Here is an 18,328-nt window from a genome sequence, read left to right as displayed (position 1 = left end):
CGGCCAGCGGTGTTAATCTGAAGTGAATTCGTAACACAAAATTAACGCCCGCGGATCGCCCACCGCTTTGCGTCCGTCCCCTTGATCGATCTGCGGCACGGACGATGCGTATGTCGGGCTCCGGGTCTCCGAGAGGGCGGCGGAGACCGGGGTTCGGGTCGCTGGGCATGACGTCCGAACCGGCCGCGAACCGGGTTGCGCCGTCCCAGGGTCGACAGCGTGCGCATCGCGATCCTCACCTCTTCCACCGAACCCCACGGCACCGGGATCCATGCGCTGGCACTCGGCGAAGCTTTGTGCGCGTTAGGCCACGAGGCCGTGGTTCACGCCCCCGATCCGACCGGCCGCGGTTTCTTCCGCGATGCCAGCTGTCCGGTGGTGTCGGTGGCGGCAAAACCGATCCGCGGCGCCGGAGCCGCGCTGGTCGGGGCACGGATCGCCGACTATCTGGCGCATTTCTCGACACCCGCGGCCTGCGATTTCGATGTCTTCCACGCGCAGTGCGGCATCGGCGGCAACGCGCTGACGACGCTGACCCGGCGACGCCTCATCGCCGGCTTCGCGCGCACGGTCCACCGGACCGAGATGCTCTCGGACCCGCAACTGGCCCGATGGCAGGATCGCGCGATCGTCGATGCCGGGCAGCTGTTCTGCCTCAGCCAAACCTGGGCCGCGACGCTTGCGGCCGAGTACGGAGCGCGGGCCGAGGTGGTCGGCACCGGCGTCGACGGGACGGCCTTCAGGCCCGATCCGGAACCCGGCGACGAGGCCCTGCGCCGGCGCCTTGGGCTCGGCCGCGGACCGGTTTTCCTGAGCATCGGCGCTTTCGATGCCCGCAAAAACGGCCTCGCGATCATCGAGGCGTTCGCGACGCTGCACCGACGCGTCCCGAAGGCTCAACTCGTCGTGGTGGGCACAGCGTCATCCCCTGAACCGACGGATTACGAGGCCTTTTGCTGCGCCGCGCTGGAACGCGCGGGCTTGGCGGTCGGTCCGGGCAAGCCGGTGATTCGCACTGGGCCGGTCGACCAGGCCGACATGCCGGGGCTCTACCGACTTTGCACGACGCTGGTCTCTCCCTCCCTGGCCGAGGGGTACGGCCAATGCGTGCTGGAGGCCATGGCCTGCGGCATCCCGGTGATCGTCTCCAAGCGGCCACCCTTCACCGAGTATCTCGCCCCCGGCGAGGCCCTGATGGTCAATCCCGAAGATGGGGAAGCCCTAACGGTGGCGATGCGGGAGAGCCTGGCACCGGCGCGGCGCGCCCGTCTGCGCAATGCCGGCATCGATGCGGCCCGCGTCCATACCTGGGCGGCCTGCGCGGCACGGCATCTGCCGGGCTATGCGACGCTCCTACAGGAACCAAGATTGGCCGTGCCGCCGGCCACCGGCGCGGCGGCCTGGAACATCACGCGGGTACCCACCGATGCCTGAGATGCGCTTCCACATCCGCTGGCCGGACGGCTCCCGCGAGGCCTGCTACTCGCCCTCGCTGGTCATCAAGGACCACCTCGCGGTCGGGCAGGACTACCCGCTCGATGAGTTCGTGGGCCTGAGCCGCGTCGCCCTCGGCATCGCCAGCGAGCGCGTTCAGGCCCGCTACGGCTTTCCGTGCGGGCGGGCCCAGGCGCAACTCGCCCGGATCGAGGAGGCTGCCAGCCGCCAGGATTCCGGAACCGTATACGTCGAAGCCTTCGAGGAGTGATCGCCGCGCCTTGCGTGCTTCGCTTCGGGATAAACGCATGCGAACAGGGGTTGTCGTCAGGTCCGAGCCGCACGGCTCACGATCGAGGCAGACGAACGTTATGGTGACCCGGATTGCTGCGGCCTTCGTCCTGGCCGCGACGCCCGTCGGAGCGCAGACGCGGCCCTCCAGTAAGGCAATGACCTGTCAGCAGACGAGCCGGCTGATCCAGGGGCGGGGTGCCCTCGTCCTCGGCACCGGTGGGATGACCTACGACCGGTTCGTGCGCGACCGGTCGTTCTGCGAGCCCACTGAGATCGCCAAGCGCGCCTTCCGCCCCACCCGGGACAACCCGAACTGCCTGATCGGCTATACCTGCTACGAGCCCGGACCGGGGGACTGGCCCGGCGCAGATTTCTAGCCGGCTTCCGCGATGCCGGAGGGCGATTCGAGGGTTACGAGGATCCGCCGGTCGCCTGCCCGCCGGGTGAAGCCCGTGGCGTCGAGATGCTCGAGGAGGGGGATCGAGAACTTGCGGGAGATCCCAAGCGTCGCGCCCGCTTCCCGGGCGAGGAAGCCGGTCTCCGGCGTCCCGGCGTTGGGGAAGGCCTCCAAAAGGCGCGTCCGGGCATCGGCCACCGCCTCCTGGTGGAACAGGACCGCGCGGCGTTGCACGCGGTCGACGGCTCGGATCACCGTCCCGGCGCCGACCAGATAAGTCAGCGCTTCTCGACGGCGCACGTCCCGCCCCACGGCTTCGCTCTCGTCGGGCGGGTTCAGTCCGGCACGTCGGAACATCTGTTCCAGCCGGCGGGCGGCCTCGCTCTCGTTGCGCGCAGGATCGAAATCGGCGCGCCGCCACAGGGTGCCGGCCTGACTTACACCCCCCGCCGCCACGAGGGCCCGCAGAGCCGAGCTAACGAGGAGGTCGGAAAGCACGAGCGACCGCGACAGGCGTTCCAGGGCGATCCCGTGCTCCATCGGGAAGTCGCGGTGATGCTGCGAGAGCGTCGCCAGGATCCCGGTCTGCAAAGCCTCGAAGGCCGGCGCGCCGATGAAGCGGTCGCCGACCTCGCGCGCGCCGGATGCGGTCAGGATTTCCCGGGCGCGGTCCGGGGCCGTGCCGGCGAGCCTGGCCAGTTCTGCGAGGGGGGCACCGGCCGCGCCGACCTGCCCGAGACGGACCGAGATCGCCTTCGCCGGCCCTCCCGATGCCAGCGCGGCCAGATTGGCCATGGTACGCGGATCGTTGCGGCGCCGGCGCCGGCTCGCCGGATCGAGGATGTGCCCGCCCGCGATGGTCGCGGCGGGCGAATCGAGCCGCAGAACATAGGGCTCCCGCGCCGGGACGGAGACCGGCTGCGCGAGGTGCAGCTGCGCCTGCGTGCTGGCTCCCGGCTCCAGGACGTCACGATCGAGCAGGCGCAGCCGGGCTTCGACCTCGGTGGTCCCGAACAGCAGGCGACAGGTCGTACCGCTCGCCACGGCGGCGTCCGCGCTGGCGGCGGCCGTGATCGCCACGTCGAGCCACGCGCTCGACTCGAGCAGACCCGCCGGCGCCAGGGCCTGTCCCCGAGCGATCTCATCGAGCCCGACCCCACGCAGGGCGACCGCCGTGCGTCGCCCCGGCTCGGCCCGCTCGACCGGACGCCCGTGGATCTGGAGACCACGCACAACCGCGCTGCGCCCGCCCGGTACGATCTCGATTAAGTCGCCGACCGAGAGCCCCCCCCGTCGCAGGGTTCCGGTCACCACCGTCCCGAAGCCGGCGCGGGAGAAGACCCGGTCCACCGGAAGGTACGGGAAACCGTCGTCGCGGCCGGTTTCGGCGTCGGCCAGCAGCTCGGCGAGGGCCGTCCCGAGGTCGGACAGGCCCGCGCCGGTGACCGTGGAGGTCGGAATGACCGGTCCTGCCTCAAGGCCGGCCCGAGCCGCGGCGGCCGTGATCTCGGCCGAACGTGCCGCGACCACCTCGGGGCTGACCAGATCGGATTTGGTGAGCGCCAGGACACCGCGGCGCACGCCGATCAGCCGTGCGATCTCGAGGTGCTCGACGGTCTGCGGCTTGATGCCCTCATGCGCATCCACCGCCAGCAGGACGGCCCGCATGCCGGTCGCCCCCGACACCATGGCGCGGACGAAGCGCTCGTGGCCGGGCAGATCAACGAGGTCGATCTCTCCCGCGTTGGTGGGCAGGAGCGCGAAGCCCGGCACGATCGAGACGCCGCGGGCGCGTTCTTCCTTGAGCCTGTCCGTCTCGACCCCGGTGAGCGCCCGGACGAGCGCCGTCTTGCCGTGATCCACGTGTCCGACCACGCCCACGAGAAGTGTCTTCAACGCAGTCACCGACCTGACTATCTCCGCGACGCTGCCGTCCATGCCGCGCACACCACTCGAATCGTCGGGAATCCCGCCGTGCCGGCTCATCGTCGAACCAGGGGCCGCCGGGCGGTCGGGGCCGGGGCATGCACGGCAGATGGATTGTGGACAATTTGTTTTGCCATGCGTTTTCGATTTGGGGAAGAGCGATTTTTACGCAGTGCAACATGCCCGGCTTGCAATGCGACTGAGCGATTTCGGTGCGACTCCGCGCACCGCGCGATTTTGCTACACTGACGTCGATTGCGATCGCGGCCGTTTGGTCTGGCCGCGACAGGTCGCGGCAACCCGACGCATGCCTTAGACGGTTGGGCATGCATGGTTACGACGAGGAGAGCATGAGCGAGAGCAGACGCAACGCCGGGGAGCCGCGCGAAGTCGAGTTGAAGCTCGCCTGCGCGGGGCCCGATCTGACGGTGCTCGCCGCCCATCCGCGGCTGCCGGGCGCGGCGGATGTCGAGCCCGACCAGCTGATCAGCGTCTATTTCGACACAGCCAACCGCGATTTGCAGGCGGCCGGCCTGACGCTGCGGGTGCGTGCCAAGGGTGGCCGCCATATCCAGACCGTGAAGGCGGGCGCGGGCGATATCGGACTGTTCGACCGGGCCGAGTGGGAGACCGAGATCGCCGGCGAGGATCCCGATCCCGCCGCCTGGGCCGGAACGGCCGCCGAGGCGGTGCTGCGCGAGGCTGATGCGCCGGTGGAGCGGCTCTTCTCGACTGTCGTGATGCGCCGGGAAATCCCGGTCACCCAAGGCGAGTCGCGGATCTTCGTCACCCTCGACGAAGGCCGGGTGGAAAGCCCTTCGGGCGAGGCGCCACTCTGCGAGATCGAGCTGGAGCTCCAGGAGGGCGATCCGGCCGACCTGTTCCAGCTGGCGCAGGCCCTGGCCGAGACGGTGCCGCTGCGCCTGAGCGTCTACAGCAAGAGCGCGATCGGCTTCGCGCTGATCGACGGCGGCGGACGCTCCATCGTCAAGTCCGAGGCGATCGATCTGCCGGAGGATGCGAGCGCCGGCACGGTGTTTCGCACGGTGGCACGGGCCTGCCTGCGCCACATGCGGCTCAACGAGACGGTGTTCCTGGAGGACGGGCAGCCGCCCGAGGCTCTCCATCAGATCCGCGTTGCCCTGCGTCGCCTGCGTTCGGCTTTGTCGCTGTTCGCCCCGATGCTCGCGGGGGATCCCCGGGCGGTGAGCTTCGCCGACGAGATCAAGCGTGTCACCGAACCCTTCGGTGAGGGCCGCAACCTCGATGTGTTCCTCGGACACACCCTGCCGGACCTGGTGAAGGAGCGCCCGGACGAGGCCGGGCTCGACGGGCTTCGCGAGCGGGCCGAGGCCGAACGGGAGCGCGCCTACGCGGTGGTCCTGTCGACGCTGCAGAGCCCGCAATGGCGCAGCCTGATCATCGATTTCGCCGGTTGGGTCGAGACCGGCGCCTGGACCACGCAGCCGGCCGCCGCCGAGGACGGGCGCGACTTTGCCGTCCGCGTACTCGACAAGGCGCGCGAGCGACTGAGGAAGCGCGGTCGCGGCTTGAAGCATCTCGATCCGCACACTCGGCACAGGGCCCGGATCGCGGCCAAGAAGTTGCGCTACGGCGCGGAATTCTTCGCAGGACTCTACCACAAGAAGAAAGCGCGCCGTCGGCAGGAAAAGTTCGGCGACGCCCTGTCGGATCTGCAGGATCATCTCGGGGCGCTCAACGACCTTGAGACCGCCCGTGCGATGACGGAACGCCTCTCGGGGCCGCCGATGCCCGGTTCGGACGATCCGAGCGCGCAGCAGCTCCTGAAGGCTGCCGCCGATGCCCGGTCGGATCTCCTCGACCTGAAGCCATTCTGGCGCTGAGGCGCACGCTACCGCTTGCGGATCTCGCGCCCTGCGGAGGGGGCGCGGGTTCCTGTTCCGGCGTGGCATACCGGGTTCATATATCGGCGTTGGACAAGGCAGATCCGGCAGCCGCTTCCCTCCCTCCCCCGCAAAGGGGGAGGGAGAGCGCCTGTCAGGCATGTCAGCGGATGACTGTCGTGTCCCGTAAACTACTTATCCAGTAGCCAGCAACCGAAGTCAGATTCGCACACATCGTAGCCGCTTATGGCCGCACGGGCCGACGGGGCGTTCGGATCGGGTCCAGGGGCAGGCGCATCGAAAACGAAGATCGCCCACAGGTAGAAACCGCCGCCGGCGCGAAGGTCGGGCCTGGGGGGCACCCGAACCTCGTTCCGGCGGCGTGACGACGGTGGCGGAACTCGCTGGGGGGACTTGGCCCGCCACCCGTCGACCGCGCATCGGCGCGGCTGAACCGACTCGTCGCATGGCGATGTTGCCCGAGCGTGTCTACCAAGCCAAGAGACCGCAGAAGTTGCAGATTCTGGTCGCGCCGGCGATCGGTGCGTCGAGCCGTTGCGCGACCTCGGCTTCCTTCCGCGCCAGCCTCTGCTATCCCTCCCGTATTCAGCCCGCGCCCAGCCCCCGGCACAGCCTTCATGAGCTTACTCCGCGACCTCCTCGGCCACGTGGGCCGCACCGTTACGGCCTATGTCGGCGATAAGGCGCTGATGCTCGCTGCGGTCTCGGCTGCGGCCAACGTCATCGTGGCCGACGGTGAGGTGGCCGGTCAGGAATTTGACGCTGCCCTCCTCGGGTTGAGCGCCGATCCGGTGCTGATGAAGGGCTACGATGCGCTGATGCTCGAGACCGAACTCTACGAGGGGATCGCCCGGGCGCGGACCCGCCTCGGCCGCGCGGAGAACCTGCGCAACGTCACGGCGATCGCGGAGCGGCCCGACAGCCAGCGCGAGAACGTCTTCCTGATCGCCGCCGATGTCGCCGATCAGGACGGGATCAGCAATATCGAGGCGAGTGCCCTCGGGGCGATCGCCGCCGCTCTGCAGGTCGACGGCGTCGGGCTCCTGCGGGCCAACCCGGTGCGTCGGCCGCCGGCCTGACTGGCATCGGCGTTGCTGAGACGGTGCGCCCGGCGCAGAACGGCGGGCGGATCGACGACCCAGGCGTGACACGGCGCTGCGCCGTGAGAGGAACCGGCATGGCCGAGACGAATCTGAGCAAGACCCACAACCTGCGCGCCGATGGCACACGGCTCTGGTCCACCATCCTGGAGACGGCCGCGTTCGGCGGCACGCCGGCCGGCGGCATCAATCGTCTGACACTCTCGGCCGAGGATGGCCGCGTCCGGGACTGGTTCCGCGAGGCCTGCATCGCGGCCGGGCTGGAGGTCTCGGTGGACGCGCTCGGGACGCAGTATGCCCTCCGCCCCGGCCGGGATATGGGCCGGAAGCCGATCGCCTTCGGTTCGCATCTCGACACGCAGCCCACGGGGGGCAAGTTCGACGGGGTGCTCGGCGTTCTGGCCGGTCTCGAAGTGATGCGAGTTCTCAACGATGCCGGCATCGAGACCGAGGCGCCGCTCCTCGTGGTCAACTGGACCAACGAGGAAGGCTCCCGCTTCGCGCCCGCCATGATGGCCTCGGCAGCCTACGCCGGAGATTTCACCACCGACGAGATCCTCGCCAAGCGCGATGCTGCCGGGACCACGGTTGCCGAGGCGCTCGACGCCATCGGCTATCGTGGGGTCGAGGCCGTCGGGACGCGCGAGATCGGCGCCTTCGTCGAGCTGCACATCGAGCAGGGGCCGATCCTGGAAGCCGAGGGCAAGACCATCGGGGTGGTCGAGGGCGGCCAGGGCATCATGTGGTTCGACGGGGTGATCACCGGTTTCGAGAGCCATGCTGGCACCACGCCGATGCCCCGCCGCCGGGATGCGCTGCTGGCGCTCTCCGAATTCGCGCTGGCCGCGGAGCGCATCGCCCTGGCGCACGCCCCCTCGGCGGTGGCCACGATCGGTGAGGCCGCGATTCTGGCGCCGTCCCGCAACGTCGTGCCCGGACGGGTCGCCTTCACGGTGGACGTGCGTGACCCGCGCTCGGCCACCCTCGACGCCATGGAGACCGCCCTGCAGGAGGCGGCTGCCGAGATCGCCGGGCGCCGCCGCCTGGAGATCCAGCTCAACCGGATCTGGCGCAAGGAGCCGGTGCCGTTCGACCCCGCCATCGTGGCGGCGATCGACGCGGCGGCCGAAGGACTCGGCCATCCCCGGCGCCGGATCATCTCGGGAGCCGGGCACGATGCCTGCAACCTCGCCGCCCGGGTGCCCGCCGCGATGATCTTCGTGCCATGCAAGGACGGGATCAGCCACAACGAGTCGGAATCCGCCACCCAGGCCGACTGCGCGGCCGGCACCGACGTGCTGCTCCAGACCGTGCTGCGCCTCGCCAACGCCCCCCGCGAGACCGGACCCGGCGCGTCCGCCTCGGAATGACGGGGCGGCCATCGGATGTCCGGTGGTGTAAGGCGGCGGAAAATCCGCTAAGGGCCGCCCCATGAGCGCGCAATCCTACCGCGACGCCAGGGGCCGACCGCTCGTCGCGGTCACCGGCCTCGGCGTCGTCTCCTCCCTCGGCCAGGGGCAGGCCGAGACCTGGGCTGCCATGACCGAGGGTCGGTCCGGCATCCACGCCATCGCGCGGTTCCCCACCGAGGGCCTGCGCACCCGGATCGCCGGCACGGTTGATTTCCTCGACACCGAGCCGCTGGTGGCGCCGCTCCTGTCCGAGCGCTTCGCAGCGGTGGCGGCCGAGGAGGCGATCGCCCAGGCCGGGATCGGCACGGCGGGTGATTTCCCCGGCGCCTTGTTCATCGCGGTGCCCCCGGTGGAGATGGAATGGCCGCAGCGGCAGGCCCTGGCCGAGGCAGCCGGCGGTGACGGCCCGGTCGATTACGCCGGCCTGCTTCGGGCCGCCGCGACGCGCCGGTTCGACGCCTGGCACGATCTGTTCATCTTCGGCACCGTGGCCGATCGCATCGCCGAGCGGTTCGGCACGAAGGGCTCGCCGATCTCGCTCTCGACCGCCTGCTCCTCCGGCGCCACCGCAATCCAGCTCGGCGTCGAGGCGATCCGGCGCGGCGAGGCCACAGCGGCTTTGTGCATCGGCACGGACGGCTCGGTGAACCCGGAATCGCTGATCCGCTTCTCGCTGCTCTCGGCCCTGTCCACCCGCAACGACGATCCGGAGGCGGCCTCGAAGCCGTTCTCCAAGGACCGGGACGGCTTCGTGATGGGTGAGGGTGCCGCCGCTCTGGTGCTCGAAGACGCTGCGTCGGCCCGGGCGCGCGGCGCAAAGATCCTCGGCTACGTCCTCGGCTGCGGCGAGAAGGGCGACGGCTTCCACCGCACCCGCTCCAGCCCCGACGGGGCGCCGATCATCGCGGCGATCCGGGCGAGCCTGGGGGATGCCGGGCTCGAACCCGACGGGATCGACACGGTCAACGCCCACGGCACCTCGACGCCCGAGAACGACAAGATGGAGGCGCTGGGTCTCGGTGCCGTCTTCGGCGACCGCGCAGCCGCCCTGCCGGTGACCTCCAACAAATCGATGATCGGCCACACCCTGACGGCCGCCGGCGCCATCGAGGCGGCGGTGTCGCTCATGACCATCCGCCATGGCCGCATCCCGCCGACCCTCAACCACCGCGTGCCGGATCCGACGATCGCCCTCGATATCGTCGAAACGGCCCGGGACCTTCCGGTGCGCACCGTGCTGTCGAATTCCTTCGGGTTCGGCGGCCAGAATACGTGCCTCGTCTTCGGAGCGGAGCCGGCGTGAGCGCGGCGACGGCCCCCCGCCGTATCCTCGTGACCGGCGGCGCGTCAGGGATCGGTGCGGCGATCGTCCGGGCCCTGGCCGGCGCGGGCTTTGCGGTGGAATTCACCTATCGATCCTCGGCCGACGACGCCCAGGCGCTGCTGTCCGAGCTCGGAGCGGCCCATCCGGACTGCGGCTTCGCGGCCCATGCCCTGGACCTCGCAGATCGGGCGGCCCTCGACGCCTTCTGCACGGCAGCCGAGGAGGGCGATTATTACGGCCTCGTCCACAATGCCGGCCAGTCCTACGACGCGCTCGCCGCCATGCTCGACCAGGAGCAGGCCGAGGCCGCCATGCAGGTCAACTTCTTCTCGCTGACCCGGCTCGCCAAGGCGCTGATCCGCCCGATGACGCGGGCGCGGTCCGGCCGCATCGTCGCGATCGGGTCGGTCGCCGCCCTGCGGGCCAATGCCGGCAACGCCGCCTACGCCGCCACCAAGGGCGCGCTGATCGCCTACTGCCGCACGCTCGCGATCGAGACGGCCAAGCGCGGCGTCACCGTCAACGTGATCGCGCCCGGCTTCGTCGACACCGCCATGATGGCGCGCTACGCCGCGTATCGCGATGGGATGGAGCGCCAGATCCCGGCCGGGCGGTTCGCGCAGCCCGAAGATGTCGCAGCGCTCGCAACCTTCTTGATGGGCGCGGGCGCGTCCTACATCACCGGGGCGGTGCTGCCGGTGGACGGCGGTCTGACCGCGATGATGGGCGTCCACCGGACCTGACCGGAGCATGCCGAACCGGACGATACCGCCGATGCGTGCCAGCTCTGCCCTCGCCATGGTCTTCTGTATCGGGGCGCCGTTCGCCGCCGGGCCGGCCCGGGCCGAGCCCGAAGCCTACCGGGTCACGGGCTTGGCGCCGGGCGAGGCACTGAGCATTCGCGTTGAGCCGGACGCCGCCGCCGAGCAGATCGGCGAGATCCGTGTCCGCGCCCTGGTCTTCGGCTGTACCAACGACACGCCGAGCCGCACGACATGGTGCCGCGTCAAGGCCGGGCGGACCCTGGGCTGGGCGCGGCGGCGGTATCTGGCGCCGGAATAGGGCGCCAGCGCGAGCTGGCTGCTGCCGCTCTGTGCTTCGATGCGCGAGGCCATGTTGATCTGCGACGGGCCGGCGCGTAGCTCTCGGTGAGAGGTGAAACGATGGCGACCCTGATCCTGCGCGGGCGATCCGCACGCTGCGGCCGGACCAACTCATCGTTCTCCGGGTCGAGGGCAAGCCCCTGCGCTTCCGCAAGATCGTCGACACTGAGACCGGACACCCGACCGATGGCGTCCGGCCGGAGCCGGCCGATGCAGAGATTTGGCATGACTTGCAGACCCGCCGCGGTTCGATGATCACCGTAGATCCAGAGCGGCCGATGCCTGATCCGTATCTACTGCCTCTGAGCGCGACGCTGACGGAATGGAACAGCCCGGACGATGCCGCAGCCTATGACGGCCTTTGAACGCTTTGATGTTCTCACGGCGCTTTTTCCCTTCATCGACGTTCCGGTCCGCAAACCGCGGCCGGTGAAGGTGCTCTCGAACGGCACTTTCAACACCGCGAACGGGCCTGTCGTGAGTGCGATGATCACGACAGGCATCGGTAGCCACTGGCCGAGCGACCATTTGATCATCGATCTGACGGCGGCCGGCCTGAAGCATCCTTCGGTGGTCCGCTGCAAGCTTTTCACGCTGCCGAACACGCAGATCGGCCGCCGGATCGGACATCTCGCGGAGGCGGATCGCGCGCAACTCGCAACCCATTTCGAAGCGATCCTGCATGCCTGATGCTGATCGCGGCGCATCCGAAATCAAGGGCGCCGATGATGGAAAGACGATGATGGTACAAGCCCTTCAGCTCTTCGGCGACCGCGACCTGCGCCTGACCGAGATCGAGGCCGCGCCGGCGCCCGGTCCGGGCGAGGTGCGGATCCGCATCCGCGCCGTCGGGCTCAACTTCATCGACGTCTGGGGCTTTCGCGGCATGGCCTTCGTCAAGCGCAAGCTGCCCCTCGTGGTCGGGGCGGAAGCCGCGGGCGCGATCGAGTCGGTGGGGGCGGGCGTCGCGGGTCTCGCGCCCGGTGATCGGATCGTGCCCTACGGCGCCATGACCTGCGGCCAGTGCCGGGCCTGCCGCGAGGGGCGCGACAACCTCTGCGAGGACGTCTCCGGCGTGATGGGCTTCCATCTCGACGGCTTCGCCCGGGAACTGGTGACCCTGCCGGCGCGCCTCGTCGTGAAGGTGCCGGATGGGGTGAGCGACACCGATGCCGCCTGCGCGGGCATCGCGTTCGGCACCGTCCAGCACATGCTGTTCGACAACGCCCGTCTGGAGCCCGGCGAGAGCGTGCTCGTCCATGCCGGCGGCTCGGGGATCGGCACCGCGGCGATCCGCATGGCGAAGGCGATCGGCTGCACGGTCTACACGACGGTCGGCGACGACGAGAAGGGACGCCGGGCCGCGGAGTTGGGCGCCGACCACGTCATCAACTACCGGACCGAGCGGTTCGAGGGCGAGGTCCGGCGCCTGACCAAGCGCAAGGGCGTCGATGTCGTGTTCGAGCATGTCGGCGCCGACACGTGGAACGGCTCGCTGCTCTGCCTCAAGCGCGGCGGACGTCTGGTCACCTGCGGCTCGACCTCCGGCGTCTCGGCGACCATGAACCTGATGCAACTGTTCCAGCAGCAATACCGCATCACCGGTTCGTTCGGCTGCTCGCTCGCCAATATCCATCAGGCCCTCGACAAGATGGCCGCCGGCATCCGGCCCGTCGTCGACACCGTCTACCCCCTGGCCGACTTCGCGCAGGGGCTGGAACGCCTGGAATCGCGGACGGTGTTCGGCAAGATCCTCGTCGGTCTGTAGCGGGCTTCGCGCTGCGCCGGACATGGCGTAAACGGGGCCGTAAGGGTGCGTGGGGGCGGCCCGGATCTGCCTGGGAAGTAACAGTGCTGCGTCTCGCCCTCGTTCTGAAACGGTCCTGGCCGCGCCTTGCGGGCTACGCCATGATCCCGTTGATCCGTGCTCTGGTCTGGCTGGCGCGCCTCCTGGGGCCGCAGCGCTCGACCGCCTTCGGCGCAGGCCTGCTCCGCCGGATCGGGCCGCTCCTGCCGGCTCATCGCACCGCGCTGGCGAACCTGCGGGCAGCCTTCCCGGAGATGCCGGAGGCCGAACGGCGACTCATCGCACTCGAGGCCTGGGACAATCTCGGCCGTGTCGGGGCCGAGTACGCCCATCTCGACAGCCTGTTCGACTACGATCCGGCGGCAGCGGGCCCGTTGCGGACCGAGGTCGCCGGGATCGAGCACTTCGCCACCCTGCGCGACGACGGCGAGCCGGGCCTGATCTTCTCCGCGCATCTCGCCAACTGGGAATTGCCGGCGATCGCCGCGGCGCGGTTCGGCCTGGACGCGACGGCCGTGTTCCGGCCGCCCAACAATCCGGCGGCCGCGCGTCTCGTGCAGGAGGTCCGCCGCCGGTCCATGGGCGGACTGGCCGCCTCGAAGCCGGGCGCCGTCTTCGCCATGCGCGACGTCGTGGAGCAGGGCGGTCATCTCGGCCAGTTGATCGACCAGCACTTCACCCGCGGCGTCGTGGTGCAGTTCCTCGGGCGGCCCTGCCTTGCCAATCCGCTGCTCGCCAAGCTCGTCCGGCACTATGAATGCCCGGTCCACGGTGTCCGGGTCGTCCGGCTGCCGGAGGGCCGTTTCAGGCTCGAACTGACACCACCACTCGATCTGCCGCGGGCCGCGGACGGCACCATCGACGTGCCCGGCGCCATGCAGGCGATGACCGCCGTGGTCGAATCCTGGGTGCGCGAGAATCCCGGCCAGTGGCTGTGGATGCACCGTCGCTGGAGGCCTGACATGCTGCCCAAGGCGCGGGCCATGCCGCCATCGGCCGCAGTACCGGTACAACCGTCTCAAGCCAACGTGATTTCCCAGGCGGCGGACCAGGCGCTCTGATAGCGCCATGACGTCTCGGCACCAAGCCTGGATCCGCGAACGCAGCGCGCTTGGCGCCGCGGTCCTGCTCGTGGCCGCCGTGGCTACCTCCGCGGCACGGGCCGAGCCGGTCCGCGCGGTCGTGGAGCTGTTCACCAGTCAGGGCTGCGGTGCCTGCCGCACGGCCGAGCCCATCCTGCGCGACCTGTCGCGTCAGCCCGGGGTGATCGCCCTGACCCTGCCGGTGACCTACTGGGACTATCTGGGCTGGAAGGACACGCTGGCGTCGCGACCGCTGACCGAGCGCCAGCGCGCGTATGCCCGGGGACGCGGGGGCCGGCAGGTCTTCACGCCGCAGGCGGTGGTCGATGGCAGCGGCGTGGCCGTGGGTTCGGACAGGGTCGCCCTCGACCGGCTGATGCGGGACGGCGTCCAGCAAGATGGATTGCCGATCGCCGTTCACGGTGAGGCGCGCGGCGACCGCATTCGCGTCGAGATCGGGGCTGCGCCGGACGCCAAGACGCAGGCGCGCGGCGAGGTCTGGCTGGTCCCCGTGTTGCGCCGCCGGGCGGTCGCGATCCAGTCCGGCGAGAATGGCGGGCGGACCGCAACCTATGTCAACGTGGTTCGGGGCCTGCAGCATCTCGGCCATTGGGGCGGTCAGCCGCTCAGCTTCGACGTGCCCGGCACGCTGGCCGAGATCGCCGATGCGGACAGCTGGGTCGTGCTGCTTCAGGGCGGCGCCGACACCAAACCCGGCCGCATCTTGGGAGCCGCGAAGGGACCAGGGCTCTGAACCGCCGGGTTTTCCGTGCCCCGGGACGCCCTATTCGAGACTGATCGGGTCGATCTGACGGCGACCCTCGCGCCTGTGCCGCGTCTTCGACTCGTGCGCCAGTTCGGCGAGTTTGGCATCGAACCGGTCGGACAGGCGGCCGACCAAGCCGATCGTTCCATCGATGACACGGCTTACCAGGGCGACGGTACCGATCACGGCAGCGACGATGAGGCTCTCGATGGCGCGTACGATCCGGCGAACACGATGCATGGACGGCAGTCTCGATGTTTGCGGCGCGGGAAACGCCTTTGCCTGCGCGAAGTAGCGTTGTCGAAGGCCGGCGCGATGAGACCAAAAGCGGCGCTGCTTCGACGAGGGCGTGCGGAACCAAATCGAAGCGCATCCGGCGGGGGGCTCGACGGAGGTTGGGGTTCGCGAACCGCAGGGGCAGCAAGCCCGTTGCCTGCGATACGGCGGCGCTTTCGCGTCGCCATCCAGATCGAGTGTCGACCATGCGGCGACGCCACCTCCTGTCCGGCTTGCTCGCGACACTTTCGCTCGCGGGACGCCGCGCCGAGGCGGCCGACCCGGAGGTCGATGTTCTCCTGGTGCTCGCCGTGGATGTGTCGCTCAGCATCAGCGAGGCGCGCTTCGATCTCGAACGGCGCGGCTATGCCGAGGCTTTCGCCGACGCCAGAGTCCTGCGCGCCATCGGTGATGGGCCTGCCGGGCGCATCGGTGTCGCGCTGTTCGACTGGGCCGGGCCCGGAGAGCAGCGCGTCGCGGTCGACTGGATGACCATCGCGTCCGCACAGGACGCAGCTCTGTTCGCAGCGCGGCTCGACGCGGCGATGCGTCCGTTCTACGGCCGGACCGCGATCGGCTCCGCCCTCGACTTCGCGGCCGATCTCCTGGCGCGGGCACCGTTCCGGACCGAGCGGAAGGTGATCGACATCTCGGGCGATGGGACCGGCAATGCCGGGCGCCCGATCTCGGACGCGCGCGACGCCGCCATCTCGGCCGGCATCACGGTGAACGGCATCGTCGTCCTCACCGATCCGGATGGCATGCCGAACTTCCTGAGGGAGCACACCAACCCGCCCGGGGGCCTCGCGGCGTATTACCGGGATCACGTCATCGGCGGCGCGGGCGCGTTCGTGATGAGCGCGGAGACCTTCTCAGCGTTCGGACGCGCCATCATCGCCAAGTTGATCCGCGAGATTTCGTGACGCCGCCGGTGAAGGCGTCACCCGAACGGCTCGCACAGCACGATCGTGGGCACTAGCTTCATCCCGCACGCGCCCGGCGAGGCGCGGCCAGGGAGGAGCCGGAATGCGGATCTCGGCTGACGGGCTGTCCGCCTTTGTGCGGGACATCTTCGTGCGCGAGGGCTGTGCGGAGGCGGAGGCCGAGCGGATCGGCCGCTTCCTGGTCGCGGCCAACCTGACGGGCCACGACAGCCACGGCGTCGTCCGGGTGCCCCGCTACGTCGCGTGGCTGCGCACCGGCGAGGTCGAGGCGGGCCGCACGCCCGAAATCGTCACTGACGCGCCGTGCTTCGCCCTCGTGGACGCGCTCTACGGGTTCGGGCAGACCGCCGGACCTTTCGCGGTCGATCTCGGAATCGCGAAGGCGCGGGCGAACGGCGTCGCGATAATTGCCCTCCGGCATTCCGGGCATATCGGCCGGATCGGCGAATGGTCCGAGCGCGCCGCCGCTGCCGGGCTGGTCTCGGTCCATTTCGTCAATGTGGCGGGCAGCCTGCTGGTGGCACCGTTCGGCTCCGTCGAGCGGCGGTTCTCCACCGCGCCGTTCTCCGCCGGTTTTCCTGTGCCGGATGCCGATCCGATCATCCTCGACTTCGCCACCTCGTTGGTGGCCGAGGGCAAGGTGCTGGTCGCCTCCCGGGGCGGCAAGGCGCTGCCGGAGGGCGCGCTGATCGAGCCCGACGGTCGCCTCAGCGCGGATCCGGCGACCCTGTTCGGCCCCCTCGACGGGGACGAGCGCGACAACCAGCGCGGCGTCGGCGCAATCCGGGCTTTCGGCGAGCACAAGGGCTCGGGGCTGGCGCTGATGTGCGAGCTGCTCGCCGGCGCGCTCACCGGATCCGGCACGGCGGGGCCGGGCAAGCGCCGGATCTGCAACGGCATGCTCTCGATCTACGTGACGCCCGCGGCGCTCGGGACCGAGGATGTGCTGGCCACCGAGGCGCGGGCCTATCTCGATTTCTTCAAGAGCGCCCGCCCGATGCCCGGCGCCGAGGTGCTGCTGCCCGGCGAGCCGGAGCGCCGGATGCGGGTCCAGCGCCTTGCGGAGGGCGTACCTCTGCCGGAACCGGTCTGGGAGACGCTGCTCGCCGCCGGTCGCCCGCACGGGCTCGACGGGGATGCCTACCGCGCCTGATCGGGCGCGGCGGACGACGGTCTTTGCGGCGACCCCCGGTCACAATGGGGGCGCCGCGCCAAGCGGGGACGCCATCCCCGCGCTTCGGGAGGAACGCGATGCCTCGCTTGCGCTGGCTCATGATCGGCCTCTGCATGGCCGCCAACGCCATCAACTACATCGACCGCGCCAATCTCGCGGTCGCCGCCCCCTCCATGTCGAAGGAGTTGGGCCTCAATGCCACCGATATGGGCCTGATCCTGTCGGGCTTCTTCTGGACCTACGCGATCATGCAATTGCCGTTCGGCTACGTCGCCGACCGGGTCGGGGCGCGGCTCTCGCTGGTCGTGGCGGTGGTCTGGTGGTCGGCCTGCACGGCGCTGACCGCGGCCGGGCGGGGCTTCCTGTCGCTGCTGGGCCTGCGCATGCTGCTCGGCGTCGGCGAGGCGGGCGCCTACCCGTCCTTCGCCAAGGTCACGGCCTCGTGGTTCCCCCGTGGCGAGCGGAGCTTTGCCAGCAGCATCTTCGACAGCGGCTCGCGGGTCGGCTCGGCGCTGGCGATCCCGCTGGTCTCCTGGGTGATCGCGACGCTCGGCTGGCGCGAATCCTTCATCGTCACCGGCGTGCTCGGCTTCGTCTGGGCGGTGTTCTGGATGTGGCTCTATCGCGAGCCCGAGAACCACCCCGCCGTCTCGCCCGAAGACCTCGCCCGGCTCCGCGCCGCACAGGACCGGCCGAAATCCGTCGATGCTGCGGAGGCGCAGGAACAGGTGCCGTGGCTGTCCCTGTTCCGCTACCGCACGGTCTGGGGGATGATGGCCGGGTTCTTCTGCCTGAACTTCGTGATCTACTTCTTCATCACGTGGTTCCCGACCTACCTCGTCAAGGCGCGCGGCTTCTCGCTCGCCGAACTCGGCACCTTGGGCAGCCTGCCCGCGCTCGCCTCGATCCCGGCAGGTTGGCTCGGCGGCTTTGCCTCCGACGCGCTCTACCGCCGGGGCTGGAGCCTGACGGCCGCCCGCAAGACCTGCCTCGTCGGCGGCATGCTGATGTCCTCGGTGATCACGCTCTCGATCATCGCGCCCAACGTCTACGTGGCGTTGCTGTGCTTCGCGGTGGCTTATGGCAGCCTGGCCTTCACGGCGGCCTCGATCTGGGCGCTCCCCGGCGACGTGGCGCCGACGCCGGCCCATGTGGCCTCGATCGGCGGCATCCAGAACTTCGCCTCGAACGTCGCCGGCATCGTGACCACGACCTTCACCGGCGTGATGCTGACCGTCACGCAGGGCTCGTTCGTCATCCCGCTGATCGTGGCCGGCGGGTTCTGCCTGCTCGGCGCCGTCATCTACCTGTTCGTGGTCGGCGAGATCGCGCCGCTGCCGGTCCGGGAGGCTCGCGCCCCGGGGCTGCAGCCCGAAGCTGCCCGATGAGCGACACGACGCACC

18 protein-coding genes are annotated in these 18,328 nt (G+C 69.9%); 16 read left to right on the top strand and 2 right to left on the bottom strand.

From position 1 onward, the window contains the following. Positions 1-219: 219 nt before the first annotated feature. The 3 genes from OXS49_RS12200 to OXS49_RS12190 all read left to right on the top strand — a co-directional run bounded on the left by OXS49_RS12200 (position 220) and on the right by OXS49_RS12190 (position 2,105). Positions 220-1,434, top strand: coding sequence for an MSMEG_0565 family glycosyltransferase (locus OXS49_RS12200; RefSeq protein ID WP_267424423.1), 1,215 nt, complete (start codon positions 220-222; stop codon positions 1,432-1,434). Then, positions 1,427-1,705: an MSMEG_0570 family nitrogen starvation response protein gene (locus OXS49_RS12195; RefSeq protein ID WP_267424422.1), complete on the top strand. Its 279-nt coding sequence runs from the start codon at positions 1,427-1,429 to the stop codon at positions 1,703-1,705. The genes OXS49_RS12200 and OXS49_RS12195 overlap by 8 nt, the downstream gene beginning before the upstream one ends. A 100-nt stretch (positions 1,706-1,805) precedes the next feature. Beyond that, positions 1,806-2,105 (top strand): hypothetical protein, encoded by a 300-nt coding sequence (locus tag OXS49_RS12190; protein ID WP_267424420.1) that lies wholly within the window; start codon positions 1,806-1,808, stop codon positions 2,103-2,105. On the opposite strand, the gene selB is transcribed toward OXS49_RS12190, so the two are convergent. Next, on the bottom strand, positions 2,102-4,063 hold the full coding sequence (selB, locus tag OXS49_RS12185; RefSeq protein ID WP_267424440.1) for a selenocysteine-specific translation elongation factor: 1,962 nt from the start codon (positions 4,061-4,063) through the stop codon (positions 2,102-2,104). The two genes, OXS49_RS12190 and selB, sit on opposite strands and share 4 nt — an antisense overlap. A 338-nt stretch (positions 4,064-4,401) precedes the next feature. Here selB and OXS49_RS12180 point away from each other — a divergent pair, with 338 nt between their 5' ends. The 10 genes from OXS49_RS12180 (at position 4,402) to OXS49_RS12135 (ending at position 14,519) form a co-directional block, all read left to right on the top strand. Next, a complete protein-coding gene (locus tag OXS49_RS12180) occupies positions 4,402-5,916 on the top strand; it encodes a CYTH and CHAD domain-containing protein (protein ID WP_267424418.1) in 1,515 nt (504 codons plus the stop codon). A 638-nt stretch (positions 5,917-6,554) separates the two neighbouring features. Beyond that, on the top strand, positions 6,555-7,016 hold the full coding sequence (locus OXS49_RS12175; protein ID WP_244002720.1) for a tellurite resistance TerB family protein: 462 nt from the start codon (positions 6,555-6,557) through the stop codon (positions 7,014-7,016). Between the two features lie 98 nt (positions 7,017-7,114). Beyond that, entirely contained in the window at positions 7,115-8,407 is a 1,293-nt protein-coding gene (locus OXS49_RS12170; protein WP_267424416.1) for a Zn-dependent hydrolase, read from the top strand. Between the two features lie 61 nt (positions 8,408-8,468). Further along, on the top strand, positions 8,469-9,752 hold the full coding sequence (locus OXS49_RS12165; RefSeq protein ID WP_267424414.1) for a beta-ketoacyl-ACP synthase: 1,284 nt from the start codon (positions 8,469-8,471) through the stop codon (positions 9,750-9,752). Then, positions 9,749-10,516 carry an SDR family NAD(P)-dependent oxidoreductase gene (locus OXS49_RS12160; protein WP_267424412.1) on the top strand — a complete coding sequence of 256 codons (768 nt, stop codon included), beginning with the start codon at positions 9,749-9,751 and terminating at the stop codon, positions 10,514-10,516. Before OXS49_RS12165 ends, OXS49_RS12160 begins: the two co-directional genes overlap by 4 nt. A gap of 31 nt (positions 10,517-10,547) precedes the next feature. After that, complete coding sequence (locus tag OXS49_RS12155; RefSeq protein WP_244002728.1) at positions 10,548-10,835, top strand: SH3 domain-containing protein; 288 nt, start codon at positions 10,548-10,550, stop codon at positions 10,833-10,835. A gap of 392 nt (positions 10,836-11,227) precedes the next feature. Next, positions 11,228-11,566 (top strand): type II toxin-antitoxin system PemK/MazF family toxin, encoded by a 339-nt coding sequence (locus OXS49_RS12150; protein ID WP_244002731.1) that lies wholly within the window; start codon positions 11,228-11,230, stop codon positions 11,564-11,566. Positions 11,567-11,618: 52 nt separating this feature from the next. Next, positions 11,619-12,644: a zinc-binding dehydrogenase gene (locus tag OXS49_RS12145; protein WP_267424439.1), complete on the top strand. Its 1,026-nt coding sequence runs from the start codon at positions 11,619-11,621 to the stop codon at positions 12,642-12,644. An 83-nt stretch (positions 12,645-12,727) separates the two neighbouring features. Next, positions 12,728-13,744 carry a lipid A biosynthesis lauroyl acyltransferase gene (locus tag OXS49_RS12140; RefSeq protein WP_244002733.1) on the top strand — a complete coding sequence of 339 codons (1,017 nt, stop codon included), beginning with the start codon at positions 12,728-12,730 and terminating at the stop codon, positions 13,742-13,744. Between the two features lie 7 nt (positions 13,745-13,751). After that, on the top strand, positions 13,752-14,519 hold the full coding sequence (locus OXS49_RS12135) for a DUF1223 domain-containing protein (RefSeq protein WP_267424407.1): 768 nt from the start codon (positions 13,752-13,754) through the stop codon (positions 14,517-14,519). A 30-nt stretch (positions 14,520-14,549) separates the two neighbouring features. Here OXS49_RS12135 and OXS49_RS12130 read toward each other — a convergent pair whose 3' ends face one another. Beyond that, positions 14,550-14,771, bottom strand: a complete 222-nt coding sequence (locus OXS49_RS12130; protein WP_267424405.1) for a hypothetical protein — start codon at positions 14,769-14,771, stop codon at positions 14,550-14,552. Between the two features lie 242 nt (positions 14,772-15,013). Here OXS49_RS12130 and OXS49_RS12125 point away from each other — a divergent pair, with 242 nt between their 5' ends. The 3 genes from OXS49_RS12125 (at position 15,014) to OXS49_RS12115 (ending at position 18,313) form a co-directional block, all read left to right on the top strand. Then, positions 15,014-15,730, top strand: coding sequence for a DUF1194 domain-containing protein (locus OXS49_RS12125; RefSeq protein WP_267424403.1), 717 nt, complete (start codon positions 15,014-15,016; stop codon positions 15,728-15,730). A gap of 103 nt (positions 15,731-15,833) precedes the next feature. Continuing rightward, on the top strand, positions 15,834-16,904 hold the full coding sequence (locus OXS49_RS12120; protein WP_267424401.1) for a malate/lactate/ureidoglycolate dehydrogenase: 1,071 nt from the start codon (positions 15,834-15,836) through the stop codon (positions 16,902-16,904). A gap of 98 nt (positions 16,905-17,002) precedes the next feature. After that, complete coding sequence (locus tag OXS49_RS12115; RefSeq protein WP_244002743.1) at positions 17,003-18,313, top strand: MFS transporter; 1,311 nt, start codon at positions 17,003-17,005, stop codon at positions 18,311-18,313. Positions 18,314-18,328: the final 15 nt, after the last annotated feature.

The sequence above is a fragment of the Methylobacterium sp. GC_Met_2 genome, from assembly GCF_026540795.1.
Lineage (GTDB): Bacteria > Pseudomonadota > Alphaproteobacteria > Rhizobiales > Beijerinckiaceae > Methylobacterium.
The sequence above is the reverse complement of the archived record's forward strand: the minus strand, read 5'-3'. Positions and strand labels throughout refer to the sequence as shown.

Excerpts from the sequence above, each read along its gene's own strand:
- OXS49_RS12195 (WP_267424422.1), top strand. The coding sequence starts at position 1,427 with ATGCCTGAGATGCGCTTCCACATCCGCTGGCCGGACGGCTCCCGCGAG.
- OXS49_RS12190 (WP_267424420.1), top strand. The coding sequence starts at position 1,806 with ATGGTGACCCGGATTGCTGCGGCCTTCGTCCTGGCCGCGACGCCCGTC.
- selB (WP_267424440.1), bottom strand. The coding sequence starts at position 4,063 with ATGGACGGCAGCGTCGCGGAGATAGTCAGGTCGGTGACTGCGTTGAAG.
- OXS49_RS12180 (WP_267424418.1), top strand. The coding sequence starts at position 4,402 with ATGAGCGAGAGCAGACGCAACGCCGGGGAGCCGCGCGAAGTCGAGTTG.
- OXS49_RS12175 (WP_244002720.1), top strand. The coding sequence starts at position 6,555 with ATGAGCTTACTCCGCGACCTCCTCGGCCACGTGGGCCGCACCGTTACG.
- OXS49_RS12170 (WP_267424416.1), top strand. The coding sequence starts at position 7,115 with ATGGCCGAGACGAATCTGAGCAAGACCCACAACCTGCGCGCCGATGGC.
- OXS49_RS12165 (WP_267424414.1), top strand. The coding sequence starts at position 8,469 with ATGAGCGCGCAATCCTACCGCGACGCCAGGGGCCGACCGCTCGTCGCG.
- OXS49_RS12155 (WP_244002728.1), top strand. The coding sequence starts at position 10,548 with ATGCGTGCCAGCTCTGCCCTCGCCATGGTCTTCTGTATCGGGGCGCCG.
- OXS49_RS12150 (WP_244002731.1), top strand. The coding sequence starts at position 11,228 with ATGACGGCCTTTGAACGCTTTGATGTTCTCACGGCGCTTTTTCCCTTC.
- OXS49_RS12145 (WP_267424439.1), top strand. The coding sequence starts at position 11,619 with ATGGTACAAGCCCTTCAGCTCTTCGGCGACCGCGACCTGCGCCTGACC.
- OXS49_RS12135 (WP_267424407.1), top strand. The coding sequence starts at position 13,752 with ATGACGTCTCGGCACCAAGCCTGGATCCGCGAACGCAGCGCGCTTGGC.
- OXS49_RS12130 (WP_267424405.1), bottom strand. The coding sequence starts at position 14,771 with ATGCATCGTGTTCGCCGGATCGTACGCGCCATCGAGAGCCTCATCGTC.
- OXS49_RS12125 (WP_267424403.1), top strand. The coding sequence starts at position 15,014 with ATGCGGCGACGCCACCTCCTGTCCGGCTTGCTCGCGACACTTTCGCTC.
- OXS49_RS12120 (WP_267424401.1), top strand. The coding sequence starts at position 15,834 with ATGCGGATCTCGGCTGACGGGCTGTCCGCCTTTGTGCGGGACATCTTC.
- OXS49_RS12115 (WP_244002743.1), top strand. The coding sequence starts at position 17,003 with ATGCCTCGCTTGCGCTGGCTCATGATCGGCCTCTGCATGGCCGCCAAC.